Below are 25,840 nucleotides of genomic sequence, written 5' to 3' on the forward strand. Positions count from 1 at the left end.
CACCCGACCGGGTGGTCCAACGACGGTGCGCGACGAGGGTTACGAACCGGTCGCCGGGGACGGCCGGGGAGCCTTGCGACGAGTCGGTGCGCGCCGGGGGCGGTGGCCGCCACCCCGTAGGATTCGGCCGTCCGGGCGCCGGTCCTGCACGAACGGCCTGGCCGCGCGACAGCCGAGAGCGACGACCGAGGAGTACGGCTCATGCCCGATCGTCCCGCCGGGGACGCCCCGCCCCCATCGCCGCCACGGCCCACCGCGGCCGTCGTGCTCGCCGCGGGCGAGGGCACCAGGATGCGGTCGGCGACGCCGAAGGTCCTGCACGAGATCGGTGGCCGGAGCCTGCTGGGTCATGCGGTGCACGCGGTCGCCGCGTTGGAGCCCGAACACCTGGTGGTGGTCGTCGGGCATGCGCGGGAGCGGGTCGCCGAGGCGGTCGCCGTGATGGCCGGGGAGCTGGCCCGCCCGGTGGCCGCGGCGGTGCAGGAGCAGCAGAACGGCACGGGCGACGCGGTGCGGTCGGGCCTCGCGGGCCTGCCGGGCGAGCCCGTGGGCACGGTGCTGGTCACCTACGGCGACGTCCCCCTGCTCGACACGGCGACGCTGTCGGCACTGCACTCCGAGCAGGTGCGCAGCGGTGCGGCGGTCACCGTCCTCACCACGGTGCTGGCCGACCCGACCGAGTACGGGCGCATCGTGCGCGACGCCTCGGGCGCGGTGACCGGGATCGTCGAGCAGCGCGACGCGACGCCGGCGCAGCAGGCGATCACCGAGGTCAACTCGGGTGTGTACGCGTTCGACGCGGCGTTCCTGACGGCGGCGATCGGCCGCCTGACCACGGACAACGCCCAGGGCGAGCTGTACCTGACCGACCTGCTGGCGATCGCGGCGGCCGACGGCGCGGGGGTGTCGGCGCTGGTGTCGGACGACGTGTGGCAGGCCCGCGGCGTCAACGACCGCGCGCAGCTGGCCGAGGCCCGGGCGGAGCTGAACCGCCGCGTGGTGCACCGCTGGATGCTCGACGGCGTGACGGTGGTCGACCCGGCGACGACGTGGATCGACGTCCAGGTCCGTCTCGAGGCCGACGTGACGGTCCACCCGGGCACACAGCTGCACGGGACGACGTCGGTGGCGGGCGGCGCGCAGGTCGGGCCGGACACGACGCTGACCGACGTCGAGATCGGCGCGGGCGCGAGCGTGGTGCGCACCCACGGGAGCGGGGCGGTGATCGGCGCGGGCGCGTCGGTGGGGCCGTTCGCGTTCCTGCGCCCCGGCGCGAACCTGGGTGAGCGCGGCAAGATCGGCACGTTCGTCGAGGTGAAGAACGCCGACATCGGGGCGGGCAGCAAGGTGCCGCACCTGACCTACGTCGGCGACGCAACGATCGGTGAGATGAGCAACATCGGCGCCTCGTCGGTGTTCGTGAACTACGACGGCGTGACGAAGCGGCGGACCGTCGTGGGGTCGCACGTCCGCACCGGTTCCGACACGATGTTCATCGCCCCGGTGCAGGTCGGGGACGGTGCGTACACGGGCGCGGGCACGGTCCTGCGCGACGACGTCCCGCCGGGGGCGCTCGCGGTGTCGGCCGGGTCACAGCGCACCATCGACGGGTGGGTCCGGCGCAAACGCCCGGGAACGCCGGCGGCCGAGGCCGCGGAGCGTGCCGAGGCGGCCGCGACCCAGCTCGACGGAGCGGCCACCGCCGCGCCCGCCACGGACGACGCCGGCCGACCCGGCCGAGGAGGCACACGACGGTGAGCGCGATCTTCGCGACCCCGAAGAAGAACCTGATGCTCTTCTCCGGACGGGCACACCCCGAGCTGGCCGAACAGGTGGCCAAGGAGCTCGACGTCACGATCACGCCGCAGTCGGCCTACACCTTCGCGAACGGCGAGATCTTCGTCCGGTTCGAGGAGTCGGTCCGCGGGTGCGACGCGTTCGTCCTGCAGTCGCACTCGGCGCCGATCAACGACGCGGTGATGGAGCAGCTGATCATGGTCGACGCGCTCAAGCGCGCGTCGGCGAAGCGGATCACCGTGGTCATGCCGTTCTGGGGTTACGCCCGTCAGGACAAGAAGCACCGCGGCCGTGAGCCGATCTCGGCCCGGCTGATCGCCGACATGTTCCTCGTCGCCGGTGCCGACCGGATCATGACGGTCGACCTGCACACCGCGCAGATCCAGGGCTTCTTCGACGGCCCGGTCGACCACCTGTTCGCGCTGCCGGTGCTCGCCGACCACATCAAGCAGAAGTACTCGGGCCGCGACCTCGCCGTCGTCTCCCCCGACTCGGGCCGGGTGCGGCTGGCGGAGCGCTGGGCGGAGACCCTGGGCGGCACGCCGCTGGCGTTCATCCACAAGACCCGTGACCCGCGCAAGCCGAACGAGGCGGTCGCCAACCGTGTCGTCGGTGACGTCGAGGGCCTCACCTGCGTGGTCATCGACGACATGATCGACACCGGTGGCACGGTCGCGAAGACGGCGGAGGTGCTGCTGCGCGAGGGTGCACGCGAGGTCGTCATCGCGGCGACGCACGGCGTGTTGTCCGGGCCGGCCGTCGAGCGGTTGTCGACGTGTGGCGCCAGCGAGGTCATCTTCACCGACACGCTGCCGATCCCGGAGGAGAAGCGGTTCCCCGGCATGACGGTGCTGTCGATCGCGCCGCTGCTGGCCGAGGCCGTCCACCAGGTGTTCGACGACGGTTCGGTCACGAGCCTGTTCGACGGCAACGCCTGACCCGCCCGCCCGGCGGCAGCGGAATCCGGCCCGGACGGTGGTCGCGCGATCGGCCCCGGCTGAGCACAATGCCCGAACGGTCCGGTTCTGTGAGGTGAACCGAGCGGCGCCGGCAACCGTCTGACGGTCAGGGGCATCGGAGCAGCCGGTGCCCGGCTGTGCGGGGAGGTCGACATGTCATCGCGGACCGGGGGCGTCACGACGGGCGCCGGCACACGGTCGTTGCCCGCCTGGCGGTGGGCGTCGGCGATCCTGCTGCTGGTGATGGGCGGGATCCACCTCTATCTCGTGCTGTTCAGCGGGTTCGACGGGCTGGTCGGGACGCTGTTCGTGATCAACGCGATCGGTGCACTGGTGCTGGCGGTGGGGATGGTCGCGGTCCCGGACCGGCTGCTGACGATCACGAGCCTGCTGAGCCTGGTGTTCACGGCGGGGACGTTGCTGTCGCTGGTGCTGTCGCTGACGTTGCCGGGTGGGTTCCTGGGTGTGCGCGAGCAGATCTCAGCCGAGCTGGTGCCGACGACGCTGGTCGCCGAGGGCCTGGGCACGCTCGTCCTGCTGGGCGCGACGCTGCTGGCGGCGCGGCTGCGCCGCTCGTGAGTGGGGCCTGTCACCACCCACCGGGGGTCAGCTGCGGCGGCGCCTGACCGCGACGACGACCGCGGCGAGCGCGGCACCACCGATCAGCAGGCCGGGCCGCGACGGGCGCCGGCCCACGGGAGCGCCGGGCGGCGTTTCGTCGGAGTCGAGCAACGTCACCGTGCCGGCGTCACCGTCGACGAGCAGCCGCTCGCCGTCGGTGATCCGGCGCGTCGCGACGGCGGTGCCCAGCACGGCGGGGATGCCGTACTCGCGGGCGACGATCGAGCTGTGGCTCAGTGGCCCGCCGACGTCGGTGACCACGGCCGCGGCCATGGCGAACAGCGGTGTCCAGGCGGGCGTGGTGATGCTCGCGACGAGGACGTCGCCGGACTGCATGCGGCCGAAGTCGGCGGGCCCGCCCAGCACCCGGGCTGGCGCGGTGACCCGGCCCGCGCCGGCCCCGACACCGCGGATGACGGGCCCGGTCTGGTCGGTCGTGGCGGTCGGCATGAAGCGCTCCACGAGGTCCCAGCGCGAGCCCTGCGGGAGCAGGCCGGGCGGGGTGGCGCGCCGGCGTCCCCGCCAGAGGGCCTTGCGGGCGTCGACGTCGACCGACCCGTCTCCCGCCAGGATCTCGGCGGACCGCAGCCAGTAGACGTCGTCGACCTCGCGGAGGGTGCCCGCGCCGACGAGGCGGCGGCCGATCTCGCGCAGCAGCGCCCGCAGGTGCGGCCAGGCGAGGCCGATGTCGGCCAGGGCGTCCTCGCGCAGCGGCGCCGCCGACTGCGCCCACGCCAGCAGCCGGTCGAACACCTTGCGGCGCACCGGGTCCAGTCGCGTCCGCACCGTCTCGGCCAGCTCGTCGCGACGCACCGCCGACCGTCGCTGCCGCTCCACCGGGTCGGCGCCCTCGCCGCGCAGGAAGAAGCGCAGCGCGTCGAGGAGCGGGGCGGGGTCGTCGGCGGGGACGGCGTTGGCGAAGTCGAGGTTGTAGACGGTGTGGCCGTGCGCGGCGAGGTGCGCGTGGAAGCGGTCGGTCCACTCCCGCCAGGTGCCGGCGTCGACGCCGACCAGCGGGTGCGCGGGATCGAGCAGGGCGTCCGGCGTCCAGGGGCCGAGCAGTACCGCGACCAGCCGCGCGTCGCCGCGCGCCCACTCGGCGATCCCGTACAGCGAGCGTTCCGCGCGGATCGGCGCGCTGTCGAAGCCGAGCAGCAGCGTCGCGGCGGGCGGGTCGCCGTCGCGGCGGACGAACGTCTCGTAGAACCTCGTCAGCAGGATCTCGCTCGACGCCGCGATCGGGATGATCGTCTGCACCGCGGTGTAGTAGGTGGTCCCGGCCGCCAGGAGCCTGCGCACGCCGTCGAGCAGGTCGGGGGTCGTCAGGCCCTCGAGCGGGCGGCCGGTCCACGCCGCGACGGCCGCGACGTAGGCGGGGTGGGCCCTGGTGCGCCAACGGCCCTGGGCCCCGGCCTCACCTCGGGCGAGCAGCAGCCGCATCGCGGTCGGCGTCCGTGCCGTCATCCGCGCCATCGCCGACCGGGTGTAGCGGTAGTAGGCGTAGCCGTTGACCGTCGGGAGGGTGACGTCGCCGTCCCGCACCGCGCCCTCCCCCAGCAGCTCGCGCATCAGCGCGCCCAGGGAGTGTGCGACCGCCGGGCCGATCAGCTCCTCGAACAGCGGCGTCAACGGGTCGGGCAGCTGCTCGACGATGCTCGCCCGCGCGTAGAGGGCGTCGTCGGGCACCGACCAGTCCGTCGGCGGGGCCGTCTCCGGCTCCGGCAGCGCGGTGATCGGGCGCGCCTGCACGATCGCGAACCCCCGGGGCCCGCGCGCCCATTCGACGTCCTGCGGCACGCCGAAGTGCTCCGCGATCCGGGCACCCAGCGCGGCGAGGGCGACGGCGTCGCCGTCGGAGAGGACGGCACGACCACGGTCGGCGTCGGGCACGGGCCGTTCGACGGTGCCGTCGGCGCCCGGGACCGTCATCACGGCCTTGTCCGCGGTCGCGCGCGAGGTCACGCGCCCGTCGGTGACGACGACGTCGTCCGTGCTCACGGTCCCGCCCACCACCGACTCGCCCAGCCCCCACGCCGCGGAGAGGACGGTCTCGTCGCGACGGCCGGTGGTCGGGTTCGCGGTGAACATGACACCCGCGGCGTCGGCCTCGACCATGCGCTGCACGACGACGGCGAGGGCCACGTCGGCGGGCGCGATGCCCTGGCGGGCGCGGTAGGCCATGGCGCGGCCGGTCCACAGCGACGCCCAGCAGTCGCGGACGGCGGCGAGCAGCGCGTCGTCGCCACGGATGTTCAGGTAGGTGTCCTGCTGCCCGGCGAAGCTCGCGCCCGCCAGGTCCTCCGCCGTCGCCGACGACCGGACGGCCACGGGCCCCCGCCGAGCGCCCGGTAGGCGTCGCGGATCTCCTCGGCCATGGCGGTGGGGAGATCGGCGGTGAACAGGGCCCGGACGGCGCCGGCGTCATCGGGTGTCACCGCGAGCTGCAGGATCCGGGGGCCGATGCCGGTCGTGTCGACGAACGCCCGGTAGGCGTCGGTCGTGAGCACGAAGCCCGGCGGGACGGGCAGGCCCGCGCGGGTCAGCTCCCCCAGGTTGGCGCCCTTGCCGCCGGCGACGTCGACGTCGCCACGGCCGATCTGCGAGAAGCCGCGGATGTGCCCCATGCGCGGCAGTCTGCTCCTCGTCCCGACCCCCGACACGCCGCTCGCGGCCTTCACCCCGGCGTGTCACGGGGACGCGCCGACCCGGTCGCGGTCCGGGGGCTGCGCGGGGCCGACCCGGGCAGCGGGGTCCGTGCGGTGCGGCGTAGTCTCTCGGACAGTTCCGCGGCGAGGGCGGGCGGACAGTGAGCCCGCCGTGATCGACGCTGGACCGGTCCGACCGGTTCCACGCCTTCCTCGCCGCGCGCTCACACACACCGCGTTCGTATCGAGGAGTAGTCCCGTGGCCCAGGCCCGTATCGACGCCGAGACCCGCACCGAGTTCGGCAAGGGCGCCGCCCGTCGCACCCGTCGTGCCGGCAAGATCCCCGCCGTCCTCTACGGGCACGGCACCGACCCGCAGCACCTCGCGCTGCCGTCGCTGGAGTTCGCCCGCGTCGTGCGCGACCAGGGCCGTAACGCCGTGCTCGAGATCAACATCAGCGGCACCCCGCAGCTGGCGCTGACCAAGACCGTCGTCGTGCACCCCATCCGCCCGTACATCGAGCACGTCGACCTGCTCGTCATCAAGCGTGGCGAGAAGGTCGTCGTCGAGGTGCAGGTCGTCGTCGCCGGCGACGCGCAGCCCGGCAGCATGATCACCCAGGAGCTCAACACCATCGAGGTCGAGGCCGACGTCCTCAACATCCCCGAGTCGATCGAGGTCTCGGTCGAGGCGGCGGCGATCGGCACCCAGTTCCTCGCCGGCGGCGTCCCGCTGCCCGAGGGTGTCGAGCTGCGCACCGACCCCGAGGCCCTGGTCGTCAACGTCGTCGCCTCGCCCACCGAGGCCGACCTCGAGGGCGAGATCGACACCGAGGGTGCCGGCGTGGTCGAGGACGCCCCCGCCTCCGCCGAGGCCGCCCCGGCCGCCGAGGGCGGCTCCACCTCCTCCGAGGGCTGACAGCCGTGCCGGGCCCCGCCCTGGTGGTCGGGCTCGGCAACCCCGGCCCCGAGTACGCCGAGACCAGGCACAACGTCGGGTTCCGCGTCGTCGAGCTGTTGGCGGCGCGGGCCGGCGGTGGCCGGTTCTCGAAGCACAAGAGCAACGCCGACGTGCTGGAGGGCCGGCTCGCCGGCCGCAAGGTCGTGCTCGCGAAGCCCCGGACGTACATGAACGTCTCGGGCGGGCCGGTCGCCGGGCTGCTGCGCTACTTCTCCGTCCCCGCGACCGAGCTGGTCGTCGTGCACGACGACCTCGACCTCGGGTTCGGCGTCATCCGGCTCAAGCAGGGTGGCGGCGAGGGCGGGCACAACGGGCTGCGTTCCATCAGCCAGTCGTGCGGCACCCGCGACTACCTGCGGGTCCGCTTCGGCATCGGGCGTCCGCCCGGCCGTCAGGACCCGGCGGACTTCGTGCTCAAGCGGTTCTCCTCGGTCGAGGCCAAGGAGCTGGAGTTCGCGGTCGACCTGGCCGCCGACGCGGCCGAGGCCCTGCTGTCCGACGGGCTGGAACCGACGCAGAACAGGTTCCACGCGCTGTCGGGCTGAGCTCTCCCTCTTCTGCAGGAACGGCACTTTCCCGCAACCGGGTTGCGGGAAAGTGCCGTTCCTGCATGTCGGGGCGGGGTCAGGCGCGCGCCGCGATCAGGTCCCCCGTCGCGGACCGGCGCAGCTTGCCCGACGGCGTCTTGGGCAGCGTCCCCGGCGCGAGGACGACGACGTCGGCGGGCCGCACCCCGCAGGCCGCGACGACCTTCGACGTGACGTCCTTGCGGATGACGTCCTCCGCGGCCGGGTCACCGGCCCGGCGCGACTCGACGGCCACCAGGAACGACTCGCGGTGGCGACCCGAGCCCGCCTCCAGCCGGACGGCGACGACGTTGCCCGCCCGCACGTCGGCCGCGAGGGCGGCGGCGCGCTCGATGTCGGTGGGGTAGATGTTGCGGCCGCCCATGATGATGACGTCCTTGCGCCGCCCGCACACGACGACCTCCACCCCGGCGAGGTAGCCCTCGTCGCCGGTGTCGAGCCAGCCGTCGGCGTCCTGGGCGGGGCGCGGCCCGTCGACGGTGAGGTACCCGGGCGTCACGGACTCGCCGCGCAGCTGCAGGATCCCGACCCCGCGCTCGGGCAGGACGGTCCCGTCGTCGCCGACGACCCGCACCTCGATGCCGGGCAGCGGCGGGCCGAGGCGGGGGAAGCGGCGGCTGGGGCCGTAGAGCGCGGGCCGCGCGTGGCGCTTCTCCTCGAGCCATTCGGCGTCGACGTGGTCGATGACCATGCCGGTGTCGCACGGTGCGAACGACACCCCGAGCGCGGTCTCGGCCATGCCGTAGGCGCAGACGACGGAGTCGGCGCCGAGCCCGAACCGGGCGCCGGCGTCGGTGAGGGCGATGACGGCGTCGGGGTCGATGGGCTCGGCTCCGTTGAGCGCGAACCGCATCGACGACAGGTCGAGGGAGCCCTCCTCGGCGCGGGCGAGCTGGCGGGCCAGGACCGCGTAGGCGAAGTTGGGGGCGGCGGTGACGGTGCCGCGGTACTTCGAGATCAGCTCGGCCCACAGCAGCGGGCGGGTCAGGAAGTCGAGGGGCGTGACCGTGACCAGTTCGAGGCCGGTGACCATGGGGACGGTCATGAACCCGACCATGCCCATGTCGTGGAACAGCGGCAGCCACGACACCATCACGTCGCGCTCGGTGTCGAGCTGGGCCGCGGCGACCATGCCGGTGATGTTGGCGAACAGGTTTCGGTGGGTGATCCGCACGGCCTTCGGGTCGGCGGTCGAGCCGCTCGTGAGCTGCAGCAGCGCGGTGTCGTCCTCGTCGGCGACGGTCACGTCGACGGTGATCGGCTCGGTGCCGTCGGAGAGGTCCGCCAGGAGCCGGTAGGCGATGCCCTTCTCGTCGAGGACCGGGGCGAGCGCGTCGAACGGCGCCCCGAGCAGCACGAGCCTCGCGTCGATCATGCCGAGCGTCGTCACCGTGTCCTCGGCCCAGACGGCGAGGTCGGTGCGGGCGGTCGGCTGGTGCAGCATCGTCACGCTGCCGCCGAGCAGCCAGACGGCCTGCGCGGCGGGGGCGATGACGGCGGGCTCGGCGGCGAGGACGGCGACCGCGGACCCGCGTGCGACGCCCGGGACCGACCCCTCCCCCGCGCTGAGCGCGGCGGCCAGCCTGCGCGCCTTCTCGTGCACGTCACGCCACGGTGTGCGGACGGGCTCCTTCGGCTCCCCGGTGATCATTGCCTTGGCGGACCGGGCCGCGCTGTCCGTCAGCATCTGGAGGAACCGCGACATACCGCCGAGACTACGACCTGCGCGTAGCATCCGGCTCCGTGGCCGACCCGCTCTCGAACGACGCCCTCGCCGCCGCCGTCGACGCGCAGCTCGCCCCGGCGCGCGCCGACCTCGAACGCCTCGTGCGGATCCCCAGCATCTGGGCCGATCCCACGCATGCCGACGACACCCGCCGCAGCGCCGACGCCGTCGCCGCGCTCGCGCGCGACGCCGGTGCGGCCGACGTCCAGATCCTGCAGGCCGAGGGTGGGGCGCCCGCCGTCGTCGCCCGCTTCCCCGGCCCGGCCGGGACGCCGACCGTGCTGCTCTACGCCCACCACGACGTGCAGCCCACCGGCGGCGACGAGCACTGGACGAGCCCGCCGTTCGAGCCGACCGAGCGCGACGGCCGCCTCTACGGACGTGGCGCCGCCGACGACAAGGCCGGCGTCATGACCCACCTGGCGACGTTGCGCGCCTTCGGTGGCACGCCGCCCGTCGGCGTCACGCTGTTCATCGAGGGCGAGGAGGAGTCGGGCTCGCCGACGCTCACCGCGCTGCTGGCCGAGCACCGCGACCTGCTCGCCGCCGACGTGATCGTCATCGCCGACGCCGCCAACCCCGCGACCGACGTCCCCGCCCTGACGACGACGCTGCGCGGGCTGGTCGACGTCGTCGTCGAGGTGTCGATGCTGGAGCAGCCGGTGCACTCCGGGGTGTTCGGCGGACCGGTCGGCGACGCGCTCACCGCCCTGTGCAAGGCCCTGGCCTCGCTGCACGACGACAAGGGCGAGGTCGCCGTCCCCGGGCTGGTGCGCACCGAGTCCGAGGCCCCCGACATGGACGAGGCGACGTTCCGCTCGACCGCCGGGCTGCTCGACGGTGTCGAGCTGCTCGGCTCGGGGACGATCCCGGACCGCACCAACCTCAAGCCCGCGATCGCCGTCCTGGGCATCGACGCGCCGCGGGTCGCCGACGCCTCGAACGTCCTGCTGCCGCGGGCGCGGGCGATGGTGAGCATGCGGCTCGCCCCCGGTGAGGACGCCCTCGCCGCGCAGCAGACCCTCGCCGAGCACCTGCGCGCGCACGTGCCGTGGGGGGCGCACGTGTCCGTGGAGCCGGGCAGCGGCGTCGCGGAACCGTTCGCCCTGCAGAGCACCGGTTCCGCCTACGACGCCGCCCGCTCCGCGTACTCGCGCGCGTACGGCAACCCGGTGGTCGAGATGGGAATCGGCGGTTCGATCCCGTTCATCGCGGAGTTCGCGCGGACGTTCCCGGGTGCCGCGGTGCTGGTGACGGGCGTCGGCGACCCGGCCTCCCGCTGGCACGGCATCGACGAGAGCCTCGACCTCGCCATGTTCGGCCGCGGCGTCCTCGCCGAGGCGTACTTCCTGCAGACCCTGGCCGGGTGACCCGGTGAGTGGCCGACCCCGGGGCGGGACCCAGGGGTGATCCTGCTGCGCCGGACGGCCGGGTCGCCGCATGCTCAGCTGCGATGACCCTTGAATCAGACACGGCGCTGAGCCGCATCCAGTTCTTCGCACCCAACGTGCCCGCGGAGGCGCAGCTGCTGGGGATCGCCCAGCACGCCTTCATCGCCGGCACCCAACCGCACTGCGCGGCCGTCGCCCTCGCCGAGGTGCCCGACGGCGCCACCCTGCTCCCGCCGGGAGCGACACCCGGACGCACCGTGCGCAGCGGGCTGAGCCGCGCGCACCTCACCACCGGCCCCGGCTGGACCCTCTACGCGTCCCGACGCCCGGACGGCAACGCCTCGATCTGGGTCGGTGCGGTGACCGCCGAGCTGGCCGACGAGGTCGCCGAGCTCGCCGCCGCCTCCGGCCGCGGACCGGCGACGGGTCCCGGCTCGGTGACCGTCGGGTTCTGGCACTCGACGTCGTGCCGTACCGAGGGCACCCGCACCCCACGGCAGCTCGACGTCCCCGGCTGGGACGACATCCGGCGCAACTACACCGCTGCCGCCCGCCCCGAGCTGGAACGGCTGATGGCGTTGCGGCCCGGGGACATCACCGGCCGCCTCGTGCTGCTGCACGGGCCCGCGGGCACCGGGAAGACGACGGTGCTGCGCGCACTCGCCCGCTCGTGGCGCGACTGGTGCCGCATGGAGTACATCCTCGACCCGGAGTCGCTGTTCGCCCGCCCCGACTACCTGATGGCCGTGGCGCTGGGCGAGGTCGCGTCGGTCCGGCCCGGCGCGGAGGCTGCGCCGTCGCGACACCGCATGATCGTCCTGGAGGACTGCGACGAGCTCGTCCGGGCCGAGGCCAAACAGGACTCGGGCCAGGCGCTGTCGCGGCTGCTCAACCTCACCGACGGTCTGCTCGGCCAGGGCCTCGACGTGCTCGTCTGTCTGACGACGAACGAGGACGTCGCCCGTCTGCACCCGGCGGTCGTGCGTCCCGGCCGGTGCCTGGCCGAGATCGAGATCGGCCCGCTGCCCGCGGCGGAGTCGGCGGCATGGCTGGGCGTGAGGGAGTCCGACGGTCCCGGCCCCGCGACCCTGGCGGAGCTCTACCGGTCGTGAGCGGCGCTCATTTCGCCCGGCCACCAGGGGTGTTCGCTGCGGCGGCCCGACGCGGCACGGCAGACTGACGCCATGCGCATCGGGGTGCTCGGGAGCGTGGCGGCGTGGCCGTCGGCGAACGGCGTCCCCGACGGCGACGCCGCGCCGGCCGGCCTGCGGCTGCGCGGGCTGCTCGCCCGGCTCGCGCTCGACGCCGGCCGTCCGGTCACCACCGAGGCGCTGGTCGACGACCTGTGGGGCGAGGAGTCACCGGACGCGGTGGGCAACGCGTTGCAGTCGCTGGTGTCGCGGCTGCGGCGGGCGCTGGGCGCGCAGCTGGTCGTGACGGTCCAGGGCGGCTACCTGCTCGACCTCGCCCCCGACGCGGTCGACGCCGTGCGGTTCGGCCACCTGCTGGCCACCGCGAAGGCGGGTGGCGACCCGGCGGTCGCGGCGTCCACGTTGGCGGAGGCGCTCGGGCTGTGGCGCGGCCCCGCGCTGGCCGACGTGCGCCGGCTCCCGTTCGCCGACGCCGCCGCGGCCCGGCTGGAGGAGCAGCGGGCGGTGGCCGTCGAGGCACGCGCCGCGCGGGGGCTGACCGCGGGCGACCCCGGAGCCGGACTCGACGCGGTCGGCGACCTCCTTGCGGCGCAGCCCCTGCGGGAGAGCGCCGCGGTCGTGCTGGCCCGCGGGCTGCACGCGACGGGCCGGCAGGCCGACGCGCTCGCCGTGCTGGACCGGACGCGGGAGCGGCTGGCGGGCGAGCTGGGCGTGGACCCGGGCCCGGAGCTGGCGCGGGCGCGCCTGGACGTCCTGCGCGGCGCACCCGCACCCACGACCCGCCGGAGATCCGAGCCTCTGCCCCGCAACGGGTCTGCTGCGCTGACGAGCTTCGTGGGCCGCGACGCGGACATCGAGCGGGTACGCAGCCTGCTGGGCACCGCCCGGCTGGTCACGCTGCTCGGGCCCGGAGGAGCGGGGAAGACCCGGCTGGCCAGGGAGATCGTCGGGGGACGGGCCGAGGCCCCGGTCGCCGAGCTCGCGGCGCTCACCGGGCCGGAGCAGCTCGCCGGCACGGTGCTCGCGGCAGTCGGTGAGCCGGACCTGGTGGTGCGCAACCCCGACGACGGTCCGCCCGACGTCACCGGCCGGCTGCTGGCCGCGCTCGGCGACCGTGACGTCGTGCTGGTCCTGGACAACTGCGAACACCTCGTCGACGACGTCGCCGCGCTCACGCAGCGGATGCTCGAGGCGGCGCCGCGGCTGCGGGTCCTCGCCACCAGCCGCGAGCCGCTGGCCGTCCCCGGCGAGGTGCTCCACCCCGTCGAGCCCCTGGCCGCCGCCGCGGCGGTCCGGCTGTTCGCCGACCGCGCCGCGGCCGTCGCCCCCGGCTTCGTCCTGGACGCGACGACGGAACCGGTCGTCGCCGAGATCTGCACGCGTCTCGACGGCCAGCCGCTGCCGCTGGAGCTGGCGGCGGCCCGGCTGCGGACGTTGTCGCTCACCGAGATCGCCGCACGTCTCGACGACCGGTTCCGGCTGCTCACCTCCGGTGCCCGCACCGCGCTGCCGCGGCACCAGACGCTGCGCGCCGTCGTCGACTGGAGCTGGGACCTGCTGGCCGAGCCCGAGCGGACCCTGTTGCGCCGCATGGGCGTGTTCGCGGGCGGGGCGACGGCGGCGACCGTCGAGCAGGTCTGCACCGGCGGCGACGGCCCTGCCCCGGCCGACGCGTTCGACCTGCTTGCGGCACTCGTCGACAAGTCACTGGTCGTGGCGGTGCCCTCCGGCGGGCCGGAGCCGACGCGCTACCGGCTGCTCGAGACGATCCGCGACTACGCCGCCGAGCGTCTCGACGAGGCGGGCGAGGCCGACGCGGTCGTCGCGGCGCACGCCGCCTGGGTCGTCGACCTGGCCGAGACCGCCGAGCCGCACCTGCGCCGGGCCGACCAGCTGCGTTGGCTCGGGCCGCTGCGCGCCGAGAACGGCAACATCGGTGTCGCGCTGCGCCGCGCGGTGACCCGTCGCGACGGCCCGACGGCGCACCGGATCGTCGCGGCCATGGGTTGGTCGTGGTTCATCCGGGGACGCTACGAGGAGTCGATCACCTGGGTCGCGGAGGTCGCGGAGCTCCCGCCGCCGGACGAGCCGGCCGTCGCCGCGCGCACGCTGGCCTACCTGCTGCTGACCTACATCGCGCGCGGGCACGTCGACGCGGCGATCGCGCGCCTCGACGAGGCCGTCGCCGCGGCGGCGGCCGCACCCGAGCCGCGCCATCCCGCGCTGCAGCTCGTCGCGCCGCTGGGCCGGGGCTTCACCGGCGACACCACGCTGCTCGACGAGGTGTCCGCGACGTCGGACGATCCGTGGGTCCGCGCGTTCGCCACCCAGGTCCGGGCCCAGCTCGCGGAGAACGAGGGGGACATCGAGCTCCAGCGCCGCCTCGTCCGCGTCGCCCACGAGCTGTTCACGACGACCGGGGACCGCTTCGGGCTGGGCATGACGCTCGGGACGCTTGGCGAGCTGGAGGACCTCGCCGGCAACGTCGACGCCGCCGCCACCGCCTACGACGAGGCCATCGCGCTGGCCGCGGAGCTGGGCAACGACGACGACCTGCCGCAGCTCATGCTGCAGCAGGCCCGGCTCTGGATCCGGCGCGGCGACCACGAGCGGGCCCGCGAGATCGCCGCGAGCGCCGCGGACATCGCGTCGGGACCCTTCGGGGTGCAGACGATGGCGCGGGCCACGCTCGCCGACGTCGAACGGCTGTCGGGCAACCTCACCGCGGCGCGCCGGCACCTCGCGGCGGCCGCGCGCGATGTGGGGCACGGCCTCGCGCAGGAGCAGCGGCGGGCGCTCGTCGAGATCGTCCGGTACCGCATCGAGGTCGCCGCCGGGGACGTCCCCGCCGCCGCGGCCTCGCTCGACCGCGCCCTCGACGAGGCGATCGCGAGCCACGACGGCCCGGTCGCGGCGCTCGTCGTCGAGTACGGCGCCCAGTTCGCCCTGGCCGCGGGCGACGCCGACACCGCAGGACTGCTGCTCGGGGTCGCGCTCGCCCAGCGCGGCACGCTCGACCACGGCAACCCCGACGTCGTCGCGGTCGTCGACGGGGTCCGCAACGCAATCGGCCCCGCCGCAGCCGATGATGCGCTGCGGCGGGGCCGGGACCTCCCCCGTCCGGAGGGCCTCGCGGCCGTCCGGGACCGTCTCGGGCTCCTGTCCGGGGATCAGGCCCGCTTGCGGTAGAGCGTCACCGCGATCGGCGCGAACACCGCCGTGATGACGGCCGCGGCGATGAGCGCGGTCGTCGCCGGGCCGGCGACCGGACCGCCGGTGAGCATGCCGCGCACGGCGTCGGCGACCTTGGAGACCGGGTTGATGTCGACGAACGCCTGCAGCCAGCCGGGCATCGAGTCCGACGGGACGAACACGTTGCTGCCGAAGGTGAGCGGCAGCATGATCATCGCGCCGATGCCCTGCACGGAACGGGGCTGGCGGACGAGCATCGCGAGCGCCGTGAACACCCAGCACAGGGCGAAGGCGAACACCATGACCAGCCCCAGCGCACCGACGACCGCGAGCGGGTTGGTGTGCATCCGGAAGCCGAGGATCGCGCCGAGGACCAGCATGATCACGCCGGAGGTCAGGTAGCGCACGAGGTCGGCCATGATCGCGCCGACCAGCGGCGCCGACCGGGAGATCGGGAGGCTGCGGAACCGGTCGAAGATGCCGGTGTGCAGGTCCTCCGCGAGCCCGACGCCGGTGCCCGCCGACGCGAACACCACGGTCTGCACGAGCACGCCGGGCAGCGCGAACTGCAGGTACTCGGTGGTGTTGCCGGCGATCGCACCGCCGAAGACGTAGACGAACAGCAGCAGGAAGATGACCGGCTGCAGCGTGACGTCGATCAGCGCCTCGGGCGAGTGGATCGTCTTGACGACGCCGCGCCACGCGAGCGTGAGCCCGTGGCGCAGCGTCGAGGGCCCGTGTCTACCGCGTTCGATCTCGGGTATCGGCATCGGCGGGCGGGGCTTGGTTCCGGGTGCGACGGCGGTCGTGGTCATGCCGCCACCTCCTCGTCGGTCGTACCGGCCTGCTTCTCGGCGTCCTCCGCCGTGCGGCCGGTGAGGGTCATGAAGACGTCGTCGAGGCTGGGCAGGCGCAGCCCCAGCTCGGCGATCGCGAGGCCTGCCTCGTCGAACCGGCCGCCTGCGACGTGCAGCAGGCCGGGCTCGTGCGCGGCGACGGTGAGCTCGCCGGAGGCGTCGACGACCGGGGTCTCGTCGGTGAGGCCGCCGAGGATCGTCGAGACGGCCGGGATGTCGGTGCGGTGCAACGGACGCACGTGCAGCCGCTGCCCGCCGACGTCGGCCTTGAGCGACGCCGGGGTACCGCTCGCGATGACGCGGCCGGTGTCGATGACGACGAGGTCGTCGGCGAGCTGGTCGGCCTCCTCCAGGTACTGCGTGGTCAGCAGCACGGTGACGCCGTCGGCGGCGAGCGCGCGGACCTGGTCGAGCACCTCGTTGCGGTGCCGCGGGTCCAGGCCGGTGGTGGGCTCGTCGAGGAACAGGACGTCGGGGCGGCCGATGAGGCTGGCCGCGAGGTCGAGACGGCGGCGCATGCCGCCGGAGTAGGTGCGAACGCGGCGCTTGGCCGCGTCGGAGAGCCCGAAGCGCTCGATGAGCTCCGCGGCCCGCACGCGGGCGGCGCGGCGCGGCATGTCGAGCAGCCGGGCGATGAGCATCAGGTTGTCGGTGCCGGAGAGCGCCTCGTCGACGGCCGCGTACTGGCCGGTGAGGCCGATGCGGGCGCGGACGGCCGCGGGTTCGGCGACGACGTCGTGGCCGAGGACCGTGGCCCGGCCGGCGTCGGGGCGCAGCAGGGTGGCGAGGACGCGGACGGTCGTGGTCTTGCCCGAACCGTTCGGGCCGAGCAGTCCGAGCACCGTGCCGCGCCGGGCGCTGAGGTCGACCCCGGCGAGGGCCTTCGTGGTGCCGAAGGACTTCTCGAGTCCCTCGACGTGAATGACGGTGTCCATGCCGAGAACTCTGATCCTCGCCGCTGATGCCGCGCTGTCACGACGCTGACATCACCTGAGACGGGTTCTGACGTCACCGTGACGTCGTCTCAACCGGTGCGGTACCGGCGGTGGGCGGTGGTGGTCACGGGTCGCCTCCGGGTGAGGACGAGGACGGGCCGGCCATCCCCCCAGCGGCCGGCCCGCCGTGCGGCATCCCCCGGGGCCCTCCCCGACCCGTCCGCACACCCTCGACGCTACGGGCGTGGGCGGCGCCGCCGGGTCGGTCGATCGGTTGATCCCGGGTCGACCGGCCGTCTCAGCCGGGGCCCGGCCCGTCGGGATGGGCGAGGTCGTAGGCGCGCACCAGCTTCTGCGGGACGACCATGCGCCACGCGTCGACGACGAGCTCCCGGGCCTCGGTCGCGTCCAGCGCCGCGAGGTCGGCCTCGACCCAGTTGAACCGCATGTCCGACGCCGACGGCATCCGGAACTTCCGCGGCTCCCCCGCGACCAGCGACTCCCGCTCCACCTTGGGGAACGCGAAGCCCATCTCCGTCTCGTCGAGGGAGAACGCGACGTAGACGATCTGCCCGACGCGGAACTTCAGCCGGCCGCGCACGTACACCTCGTACGAGCGCTCCAGCCCGGCCCCGAGCGACCGGAGGTCGTCGACGACCGCCATGCCGACGATCCTGGCCCGCCCGACCCGCTGCAGGAAGGGCACTTTCCCGCAACCGGGTTGCGGGAAAGGGCCGTTCCTGCAGAACGCAGGGGCCGCCGGGCCTCAGGTCTCGGCGAGCTCCGCGGCGGCCAGCCACTCGATCTCGACGGCCTCGCGTTCGGCGGTGACCGCCTTGAGCTGCGCGCCGAGCTCCATCAGCTTCGCGGGGTCGGTGGCGGCGGCGGCGAGGGCGTCGTGGAGCTGGGACTCCTTGGCCGACAACGACTCCATCTTCCGCTCCAGCCGCGACGCCTCCTTGCGGGCGGCGCGCTGGTCGGCCGCCGACACCGTCGGCGTTGCCCTGGGCGCGGACGCCGACATCGCGATCGTGGCGACGTCGTCGCCCGCCGCGGCCCGCCGCGCCAGGTACTCCTCGATCCCGCCGGGCAGGTGGGTGATGCGGCCGTCGCCGAACAGCGCGACGACCGTGTCGCACACCCGCTCGACCAGGTACCGGTCGTGGCTGACGACGACGAGGGTGCCGGGCCAGCCGTCGAGCAGGTCCTCCAGGTTGGACAGGGTGTCGACGTCGAGGTCGTTGGTGGGCTCGTCGAGGAGCAGGACGTTGGGCTCGGCCATCAGCAGCCGGGTCAGCTGCAGCCGGCGCCGCTCACCACCGGAGAGCTGCCCGACCGGTGTCCACTGCCGCGCCGCGGGGAAGCCCAGCCGCTCCAGCACCGACGACGCCGTCAGCTCCAGCTTCCCGAGCCGCACGAACTTGGCGACGTCCTCGGTCGCCTCGAGCACCCGCATGTCGCGCGGCAGGTCGATGAGCTCCTGGGTGAGCTGCGCGAGCTGGACGGTGGTGCCCTGGACGCGTCGGCCGCCGTCGAGGGGGCGCTCGCCGGTGAGCGAGCGCAGCAGCGTCGTCTTGCCGGAGCCGTTGATGCCGACGATCCCGATCCGGTCGCCGGGGCCGAGCCGCCAGGTGACGTCGTCGAGCAGGGTGCGCTCGCCGACCTTCACGGTGGCGTCCTCGAGCTCGAGGACGGTGCGGCCCAGGCGGTTCGTCGCGAACCCGAGGAGCTCGACCTTGTTGCGCGGCGCCGGCACGTCGGCGATCAGGGCCTCGGCCGCCTCGATGCGGAACCGCGGCTTCGACGTCCGCGCGGGCGCCCCGCGGCGCAGCCACGCCAGCTCCTTGCGCGCCATGTTCTGCCGACGGGCCTCCGCCGCGTCGGCCTGCCGGGTCCGCTCGGCGCGGGCGTAGACCCAGTCCGCGTAGCCGCCGAGGTAGCTCTCGACGTTGCCGTTCGCCACCTCCCACGTCCGGGTGCAAACGGCGTCGAGGAACCAGCGGTCGTGCGTCACGACCACGACGCCGCAGCGCCGTCCGAGCAGGTGCTGGGCGAGCCAGCCGATGCCCTCGAGGTCGAGGTGGTTGGTCGGCTCGTCGAGGACGACGAGGTCGGGCTCGCCGATGAGCGTGGCCGCGAGCCCGACGCGGCGCTTCTCGCCGCCGGAGAGGCCGTCGACGGTGCGGTCGAGGTCGGTGACGCCGAGCCCGGTGAGGACGTCGCGCACCCGCGGGTCGGACGCCCACTCGTGTTCGGCGCCGTAGTCGGCGAGCACGATGTCGCGGATCTTCGCGCCCGCGGGCAGCGGGTCACCCTGCGCCAGATGGGAGAGCTTGAGCCCGCCGACGCGGCTGATCCGCCCCGCCTGCGGTGTCCGGCGGCCGGCGAGGATGTCGAGCAGCGTCGTCTTGCCGCCGCCGTTGAGGCCGACGACACCGATCCGCTCGCCCCGTTCGACACCCAGCGACACGGAGTCGAGCAGGACGCGCGAGGCGTCGCCGGGGACGTGGGCGGTGACGGACTCGAGGTTGACCAGGTTCTGTCGAACCGGGGGCATCAGGCACGCACTTTCGGCCAGGAGCCGGTCGGGGGACCCGACGGCGGCTCGTTGTCGTCGACGATCCGGGCCCCGGGGACGGGCCCGTGGGCGACACGGACGGTCCGGCACACTCCCGCGCCGGCCAGTTCGGCGGCGACCCCGACAGCGGAGTCGGCGCCGTCGCACAGGAACGCGCAGGTGGGTCCCGACCCCGACACGAGCCCGGCCAGCGCGCCGGCCGACACCCCCGCACGCAAGGTGCGGCGCAGGTCGGGGACGAGGCTGACGGCGGCGACCTGCAGGTCGTTGCCCAGCGACAGCGCGAGCTGGCGGGGGTCGCCACCCGCGAGCGCCTCCAGGACGGGTTCGACCGCCCGGACCGGGGTGTCCCCGTCGGACGCGGCGCGCAGCCGGTCGAGCTCGGCGAACACCGTCGGCGTCGACAGTCCCTGCCGGGCCAGCGCGATCACCCAGTGCTGCGGGTGACGCGACAGGACGGGCACGATCCGCTCCCCTCGACCGGTGCCGACGGCCGTACCACCGTGCAGGGCGAAGGTGACGTCGCTGCCCAGTTCGGCGGCCATGACGGCCAGCTCCTCGCGGGTGAGGTCGAGCTTCCACAGCCCGGCGAGCGCGACGAGGGTGCCGGCGGCGTCGGCGCTGCCACCCGCCATCCCGCCCGCGACCGGGATGCCCTTGCGCAGGACGACCTTCACGTCGGTGTCGTGGTCGGCGTGGCGGCCGAGGAGCTCGACGGCCCGCCACGCGAGGTTGCTGCCGTCGGTGGGCACCTCGGCCGCGCCGTCACCGGTGACCTCGACGCCCGGGGCGTCCGACGTCGCCACCGTGACCTCGTCGAACAGGCTCACGGCATGGAACACCGTGACCAGCTCGTGGTACCCGTCAGCACGCACGTCGCCCACGGCGAGATGCAGGTTGATCTTCCCGGGGACACGCACGGTGACCGGGACGGGGACGACGGCGAGCACCTGACAACACTACGTGCCCCGGGCGCGCGGCCGTCCGTGGACGGGCCACGCGCCCGGCCGTGTCAGGCGGGGGCGGGCTCCGGCTGCGCCGCCGCGGTCCGGCGCGCCGCCAGGTGGCGCGGTACCGCGAACGACGCCACCGCGACGAACCCGATCAGCAGCACCGCGGCCGGCAGGTAGAGCGCCTGCCCCATCGCGGTGGCGAAGCCCTCGTGCAGCGCGGGCGGCAGCTGCGCGACACCCGTTTCGGCTCTGCCCCCGCCCGCCGCGGCGGCGGCGGGCAGGTTGGCCGCGATGCGGGACGCCATCAGCGTCGCGATCGCCGCGGAGCCGAGCACCGCGCCGACCTGCCGGGTCGTGTTGTAGATGCCGGCGCCGCTGCCGGCGCTCGACATCGGCAGGTTGCGGGTCGCGGTCGTCGCGATCGGCGCCCACACGAACCCGTTGGCCACGCCGAGCAGCGCGATCGGCAGCAGCAGCTCCCAGACCGGCAGCCCCGGCCGCAGGATGGCGCCCGCCCAGAACAGTGACGCCGCGAAACAGAGCATCCCGAAGCCCGCGAGCCAGCGCGGGTGCACCTGGTCGGTCTTGCGGCCGACCCACAGCGCGAGCACGCCGGAGATCACGGCCATGGGCACCAGGAGCAGCGCCGCCCGCGTCGGCGACAGCCCCATGACGCCCTGCGCGTAGAACATCAGCGGGAACGCCATCGCGGTGATCGCGAAACCGACCGTCGTGATCGCGACGTTGGCCAGGCTGAAGTTGCGGTCGCGGAACAGCGCGAGCGTGACCAGCGGCTCACCCTTGTTGCGCGCCTGCCACCACAGGAAGACGGCCATGACGACGATGCCGGCCCCGATCAGCGACCACACCGAGATCGGGCCCGCGATCGTGCCCCAGTCGTAGGCCTGGCCCTCCTGCAGCCCGAAGACCAGCAGGAACATGCCGATGGCGCTGAGCACGACGCCGAGGATGTCGAACTTGTGGACGTGCGTCTCCAGCGCGGGGACCAGCCGCACCGCGAGCACGAACGCGATGACGCCGACGGGCACGTTGATGAAGAAGATCCACTCCCAGCCCAGGCCGTCGACCAGGACGCCGCCCAGGATCGGGCCGACCAGCGTCGCGACACCGGCGACCGCACCCCACAGGCTCATCGCCCGGCCACGGGTCTCGGCCGGGAAGGTCCGGGTGATGACGGCCATCGTCTGCGGCGTCATCAGCGACGCGCCGAGGCCCTGCACGACCCGGGCGGCGACGAGCGCGCCGATCGAACCCGTGAGCCCGCACCACAGCGACGCCAGCGTGAAGATCGTCAGACCGACCAGGTAGACCCGGCCCGGGCCGAACCGGTCGCCCAGGCGACCGGTGATGAGCAGCGGGACCGCGTAGGCCAGCAGGTAGGCGCTCGTGACCCAGACGACGGCGTCCACGTCGGCGTCCAGGTCGGACATGATCGCCGGGGTGGCGACCGACACGATCGTCGAGTCCACCAGGATCATGAAGAACCCGATGACCATCGCCCACAGCGCGGGCCACGGGCTTGCGGGGAGGGCCTTCCCCGCGGTCACAGCCGATCCTCCGACGGCCATGTCAGCTCCTTCGTCTCGAGCCGTTCCACCAGCCGGGTCAACCAGCCGATCTCGGCTCGCGCCATCTCGATGAGGTAAACGGAGTCCAGCAGGTACGCCTCGAGCGTGCGGCTCGTCGCCGCCGCGATCAGGGGCGCCGCCGTGTCGACGTCGGCCTGCAGCGCGTCGATCCGCGTCCGCAGCAGCGCGATCGCCTCGTTCAGCGGGAGGTTGTGGGCCTCGCCGAGCGCCACCGGGAAACGGGGGTACTCGTTGACGGGGGCGCCGAGGTTCTCGGCGATCCACGACCGCAGCGCCTCCCGGCCGGCCGGGGTGACCCGGTAGGTGGTGCGCTCGGGGCGCCCGCCCTCGCGGTCGGTGCCGACGGTCTCCACCAGCGACGCGTCGGCCAACCGGGCCACCGTGTGGTAGAGCGACCCGGGCCGGACCTTGACGATCCGGTCCTCGTGCCGGTCGAGCATCAGCCGGTACATCTCGTAGGGGTGCATCGGCTTCTCGCACAGCAGGGCGAGCACAGAGGTCCCGAGCGCCGTCATCGTCACTGCACTCACTCCGCTCCGATCGTTCCAGCCGAACTATTCCGCGTGGAATATAAGCCGGGCTCCCCTCTCGTGTCACCCGACGGTGGCACGCACCACCGACAGTTCCGTGACGAGTCTCCGCAGCTCACGGGCATTGCGGACGAACCGGACACGCACCCGGTCCCTACCCTGACGACGATCGGGAACCGCCGAGATCGACCACCCCGCGGTTGCCACCTGCCCCGGCATGCCCCCGCGGCGAGCCCCCACGTCGACCACGCCGCGGCTGCCATCCGTCCCCGGCACGCCCCCGCGAGCCCCCCACAGATCCCGCGCGCAACCTCACGGTCCTCCCGCCGCCCGAACACGACCGTGAGGTTGCGCCCGGAAGGCCTGCGCGCGTCGCCCCCTGCCACCCGCCGAGCACCGGACCACCGCCGGGCGCTCCCCGGCCCGGACAGGAAGGCAGGCCAGGGTCAGGCGGGGCGGGCGGCGGCGAGGCGGGCGAAGTCGGCGATCCCCAGCCGCTCGGCCCGGGTCAGGGGGTCGATCCCCGCGGCGCGCAACGCCACCTCCGCCGCGGCCGGCGAGCCCGCCCAGCCCGCCAACGCCGAGCGCAACGCCTTGCGTCGCTGCGCGAACGCGGCATCGACCACCGCGAACACCTCGCTCCGCGCCGCGCCGGAGGGCGCCGGACGGCACGTGAACGACAACAGACCGGAGTCGACGTTGGGCACCGGCCAGAACACCGTGCGCGGCACGGGACCGGCCCGGCGGGCCTCGGCGAACCAGGCCAGCTTGGCGCTCGGCACGCCGTAGGTCTTCGACCCCGGCGCGGCGGCGAGCCGGTCGGCCACCTCCGCCTGCACCATGACCAGGCCGCGGCGGATACCGGGCAGCTCGGCGAGCAGGTGCAGCAGCACCGGCACGCCGACGTTGTAGGGCAGGTTCGCGACGATCGCCGTCGGCTCCGGGCCGGGCAGGTCGGCCGCGTGGACGCGCAGGGCGTCCGCGGGCGTGACGCTGAGCCGGTCGGCGAGCGCGGGCGCGAACTGCGCGACCGTCGCGGGCAGTCGCTGCGCGAGCACGGGGTCGATCTCGACGGCGTGCACCGCCGCCACCGCGGGCAGCAGCGCGAGGGTGAGGGAGCCCAGCCCCGGGCCGACCTCGACGACCACGTCGTCCTGGGTCAGCTCCGCCGACTTCACGATGCGCCGCACCGTGTTCGGATCGTGCACGAAGTTCTGGCCGAGCTTCTTCGTCGGCCGGATCCCGAGGTCCTCGGCGAGGCCGCGGACCTCGGCAGGGCCCAACAGCCTCGCGTCGCTCACCCGCAGATCATGCCCGGCCGGATCGGCCGGGGCTCACAGGCCCAGCTTGCGCGAGCAGGCGGGCCAGGCGCTGTAGCCGCCGCGGGCGTCACGCATCTTGGTGGCGACGGCGATCTGCTGCTCCCGGGTGGCCTGGTGCGGCAGCGGCGCGTACTGGGTGCCGCCGTAGGCCGCCCAGGTGCGGGCGTCGAACTGCAGGCCGCCGTAGTAGCCGTTGCCGGTGTTGATCGCCCAGTTGCCGCCGGACTCGCACTTGGCCAGCGAGTCCCAGGCGCCGCCCGAGCTGACCGCGGGCGCGGCCGGGATGTCCTTGTTGGTGCCGACCTTCACGATCTTCGGCTTGGGGGGCACGGTCGAGCCGGCGCTGACCTGCTCGCGCCGGACCTCCTTGCCGTTCTCGGTGAAGACACGCATGACCGAGGACTGCTCGCCCGCCACACCCGGGTCGACGACGACCTTCTTGCCCTGCGCCATCGTCGGGTCCTCGACGACCTGCTCGGGCGGCGGGATCTTGCGGGTGACGACGATGTCGTTCACCGCGTTGCGGACGACCCGGATCTCCATGCCGTCAGTGAGCGGAGCGTCGAGGCCCGGGGCGGCGACGTCGTCGGTGCCGAGCTGGACACCGCGCTCGGCGAGCAGCCCGCCGACGGTGCCGGCCATGGTCGTGACCTGCGTGGGGACGCCCGCGCCGTCGACGATCGACACGGTGCGCTGGACGTTGACGATCAGCGACATCCCCGAGAGCGGGATCTCCGAGTCGGGTGACACCGACATCTGGATGGGCTGCGCGCTGAGCCCCATGCCGGCCAGCGCCTCGGAGACGACGTCGGAGGTGGTCCACACCTGGCGACGCTCGCTGCCCTCGATGAGGGTGATCTGCCGGGCCCGGTCGACGACGATCTCGTCGCCGCTGGAGACCTCGCTGCCCAGGCCGGGGGCGACGCGGTCCTGCGGGTTGGTGGCGATGCCGGCGGCCTCGAGGGCGCCCGCGACGTCGCCGGAGAAGGTGTGGACGACCTGCGACTTGCCGTCGACCGTCACGGTGACGGCCTTGTCCATCGCCAGCGCGGTGCCGCTGCCGGCGGTGAGGGTCACCAGCGCGGCGAGGGCGGTGGCGCGCACGACCGTACGGTTGTGGCCGCGGGTGGCCTCGTCGAGCTCGGCGGCGTCGGCCTCGGTGAGCCCGGCCGGCGCGGTGGACCGGTGCGGGGCGCGGGTGCGGGTCGCGGCCTCGGCGGCCGGCGCGACCTCCGCGGCGGGCCCGTCGCCGACCGCGGGCTCGTCGACCGCGGGCGCTGTGGGCTCGGCGGGTGCGACCGGCGCCGCGACGGCGGCCCGGACGTCCTGCACGTCGGTGTCGGCCACCGGCTCGTGCGTGAAAGTGTCGCCGACGGGCTCGTGGGTGACCGTGTCGGCGACCCGGCCCGCGGGCGGCAGGCCCGCGAGGGCGGACAGGCCGTCGACGGTGGGCGGGTCGACGACCCGGTCGCGGCCGGTGAACGCCTCGACGGTCGGTACGGCCGGGCTCTGCCGGACGGCGGGGAAGCGGTCCGTGCGCGGCGGGGCGTCGACCGGACCCGCCTGGGCGGGGACGGCGAACCAGTCGGTGCGGTAGGCGGCGTACGTGTCGTCGAGCGCCGGGTAGGCGGGCTGCTCGGAGCTGACGACGGGGAACCAGCGCGTCGCGGGCTCGTCGGGGTCGTAGGTGGCCTGCTCGTCGGCGTCGGCCGGGGAGGTGTGGGCGCCGGTGTCGACGGCGTGGCGCGCGTCCGCCCAGAACGACTCGACGTCGGAGTCGTCGGACTCGTCGTCGAGGTAGCCCAGGTAGGGCTCGCGGCGCGGCTCGGCGAACCAGCCGCCGGTGGGCGGGGTGTCGGTCGCGGTCAGCCGCGCCAGCAGCGCGTCGGCGCGGGCGCGGGGGTCGAGCTCGTCGTCGAGCGGGCCGTCCGGGTGGGGGAAATGGTCCGCGACAGTGTCGTCGGAGGCATACCCGAGGCGCGCACGGGCGGCACGCCGTTGCAGGTGCGAGGAGACGTCGACCAC

Annotated in this window: 19 protein-coding genes and 1 pseudogene; 8 read left to right on the forward strand and 12 right to left on the reverse strand. The window is 74.3% G+C overall.

Annotated elements, in window-relative coordinates:
• Positions 1-201: 201 nt before the first annotated feature.
• The 3 genes from glmU (at position 202) to AB7F12_RS20110 (ending at position 3,335) form a co-directional block, all read left to right on the forward strand.
• Positions 202-1,758, forward strand: a complete 1,557-nt coding sequence (gene glmU, locus AB7F12_RS20100) for a bifunctional UDP-N-acetylglucosamine diphosphorylase/glucosamine-1-phosphate N-acetyltransferase GlmU (protein ID WP_428497350.1) — start codon at positions 202-204, stop codon at positions 1,756-1,758.
• The gene (locus AB7F12_RS20105) at positions 1,755-2,735 is read left to right on the forward strand and encodes a ribose-phosphate diphosphokinase (RefSeq protein ID WP_428497351.1); all 981 of its coding nucleotides are present in this window, start codon (positions 1,755-1,757) and stop codon (positions 2,733-2,735) included. The genes glmU and AB7F12_RS20105 overlap by 4 nt, the downstream gene beginning before the upstream one ends.
• 174 nt (positions 2,736-2,909) lie before the next feature.
• On the forward strand, positions 2,910-3,335 hold the full coding sequence (locus tag AB7F12_RS20110; RefSeq protein WP_428497352.1) for a hypothetical protein: 426 nt from the start codon (positions 2,910-2,912) through the stop codon (positions 3,333-3,335).
• 27 nt (positions 3,336-3,362) lie between these two features.
• Here AB7F12_RS20110 and AB7F12_RS20115 read toward each other — a convergent pair whose 3' ends face one another.
• Positions 3,363-4,946 carry a PEP-utilizing enzyme gene (locus AB7F12_RS20115; protein ID WP_428497387.1) on the reverse strand — a complete coding sequence of 528 codons (1,584 nt, stop codon included), beginning with the start codon at positions 4,944-4,946 and terminating at the stop codon, positions 3,363-3,365.
• Between the two features lie 201 nt (positions 4,947-5,147).
• Positions 5,148-6,001, reverse strand: a pseudogene (locus tag AB7F12_RS20120) (PEP/pyruvate-binding domain-containing protein); the annotation flags it as partial.
• A 280-nt stretch (positions 6,002-6,281) separates the two neighbouring features.
• On the opposite strand from AB7F12_RS20120, the gene AB7F12_RS20125 reads away from it, so the two are divergent.
• Together AB7F12_RS20125 and pth are read left to right on the forward strand one after the other, a co-directional pair.
• Positions 6,282-6,941, forward strand: a complete 660-nt coding sequence (locus tag AB7F12_RS20125; protein WP_428497353.1) for a 50S ribosomal protein L25/general stress protein Ctc — start codon at positions 6,282-6,284, stop codon at positions 6,939-6,941.
• Positions 6,938-7,528: an aminoacyl-tRNA hydrolase gene (pth, locus tag AB7F12_RS20130; protein WP_428497388.1), complete on the forward strand. Its 591-nt coding sequence runs from the start codon at positions 6,938-6,940 to the stop codon at positions 7,526-7,528. Before AB7F12_RS20125 ends, pth begins: the two co-directional genes overlap by 4 nt.
• Before the next feature lie 79 nt (positions 7,529-7,607).
• Here pth and AB7F12_RS20135 read toward each other — a convergent pair whose 3' ends face one another.
• Entirely contained in the window at positions 7,608-9,275 is a 1,668-nt protein-coding gene (locus AB7F12_RS20135; protein ID WP_428497354.1) for a fatty acyl-AMP ligase, read from the reverse strand.
• A gap of 38 nt (positions 9,276-9,313) precedes the next feature.
• Between AB7F12_RS20135 and AB7F12_RS20140 the strand changes: the two genes are divergently transcribed.
• From AB7F12_RS20140 to AB7F12_RS20150, 3 genes are all read left to right on the forward strand, one after another.
• A complete protein-coding gene (locus AB7F12_RS20140) occupies positions 9,314-10,666 on the forward strand; it encodes a dipeptidase (protein WP_428497355.1) in 1,353 nt (450 codons plus the stop codon).
• Between the two features lie 83 nt (positions 10,667-10,749).
• The gene (locus AB7F12_RS20145) at positions 10,750-11,799 is read left to right on the forward strand and encodes a DUF5925 domain-containing protein (RefSeq protein WP_428497356.1); all 1,050 of its coding nucleotides are present in this window, start codon (positions 10,750-10,752) and stop codon (positions 11,797-11,799) included.
• A gap of 72 nt (positions 11,800-11,871) precedes the next feature.
• Positions 11,872-15,027, forward strand: coding sequence for a BTAD domain-containing putative transcriptional regulator (locus tag AB7F12_RS20150; RefSeq protein ID WP_428497357.1), 3,156 nt, complete (start codon positions 11,872-11,874; stop codon positions 15,025-15,027).
• Here the strand turns inward: AB7F12_RS20150 and AB7F12_RS20155 are convergent.
• The 9 genes from AB7F12_RS20155 to AB7F12_RS20195 form a co-directional block, all read right to left on the reverse strand.
• A complete protein-coding gene (locus AB7F12_RS20155) occupies positions 15,009-15,845 on the reverse strand; it encodes an ABC transporter permease (RefSeq protein WP_428497358.1) in 837 nt (278 codons plus the stop codon). The two genes, AB7F12_RS20150 and AB7F12_RS20155, sit on opposite strands and share 19 nt — an antisense overlap.
• On the reverse strand, positions 15,842-16,822 hold the full coding sequence (locus AB7F12_RS20160; RefSeq protein WP_428497359.1) for an ATP-binding cassette domain-containing protein: 981 nt from the start codon (positions 16,820-16,822) through the stop codon (positions 15,842-15,844). The genes AB7F12_RS20155 and AB7F12_RS20160 overlap by 4 nt, the downstream gene beginning before the upstream one ends.
• 298 nt (positions 16,823-17,120) lie before the next feature.
• The gene (locus tag AB7F12_RS20165; RefSeq protein WP_428517967.1) at positions 17,121-17,528 is read right to left on the reverse strand and encodes an MmcQ/YjbR family DNA-binding protein; all 408 of its coding nucleotides are present in this window, start codon (positions 17,526-17,528) and stop codon (positions 17,121-17,123) included.
• A gap of 60 nt (positions 17,529-17,588) precedes the next feature.
• Complete coding sequence (locus AB7F12_RS20170) at positions 17,589-19,379, reverse strand: ABC-F family ATP-binding cassette domain-containing protein (protein WP_428497361.1); 1,791 nt, start codon at positions 19,377-19,379, stop codon at positions 17,589-17,591.
• Positions 19,379-20,350, reverse strand: a complete 972-nt coding sequence (locus AB7F12_RS20175; RefSeq protein WP_428497362.1) for a 4-(cytidine 5'-diphospho)-2-C-methyl-D-erythritol kinase — start codon at positions 20,348-20,350, stop codon at positions 19,379-19,381. Before AB7F12_RS20175 ends, AB7F12_RS20170 begins: the two co-directional genes overlap by 1 nt.
• A 62-nt stretch (positions 20,351-20,412) precedes the next feature.
• Positions 20,413-21,942 (reverse strand): DHA2 family efflux MFS transporter permease subunit, encoded by a 1,530-nt coding sequence (locus AB7F12_RS20180; protein WP_428497363.1) that lies wholly within the window; start codon positions 21,940-21,942, stop codon positions 20,413-20,415.
• Positions 21,918-22,493 carry a PadR family transcriptional regulator gene (locus AB7F12_RS20185; protein ID WP_428516761.1) on the reverse strand — a complete coding sequence of 192 codons (576 nt, stop codon included), beginning with the start codon at positions 22,491-22,493 and terminating at the stop codon, positions 21,918-21,920. The genes AB7F12_RS20180 and AB7F12_RS20185 overlap by 25 nt, the downstream gene beginning before the upstream one ends.
• Positions 22,494-22,939: 446 nt before the next feature.
• Positions 22,940-23,794, reverse strand: coding sequence for a 16S rRNA (adenine(1518)-N(6)/adenine(1519)-N(6))-dimethyltransferase RsmA (gene rsmA / locus AB7F12_RS20190; protein WP_428497365.1), 855 nt, complete (start codon positions 23,792-23,794; stop codon positions 22,940-22,942).
• Positions 23,795-23,827: 33 nt separating this feature from the next.
• The gene (locus AB7F12_RS20195) at positions 23,828-25,840 is read right to left on the reverse strand and encodes a transglycosylase family protein (protein WP_428497366.1); all 2,013 of its coding nucleotides are present in this window, start codon (positions 25,838-25,840) and stop codon (positions 23,828-23,830) included.

Origin of the sequence: Pseudonocardia sp. (assembly GCF_050250275.1) — a bacterium.
Classification (GTDB): Bacteria; Actinomycetota; Actinomycetes; order Mycobacteriales; family Pseudonocardiaceae; genus Pseudonocardia.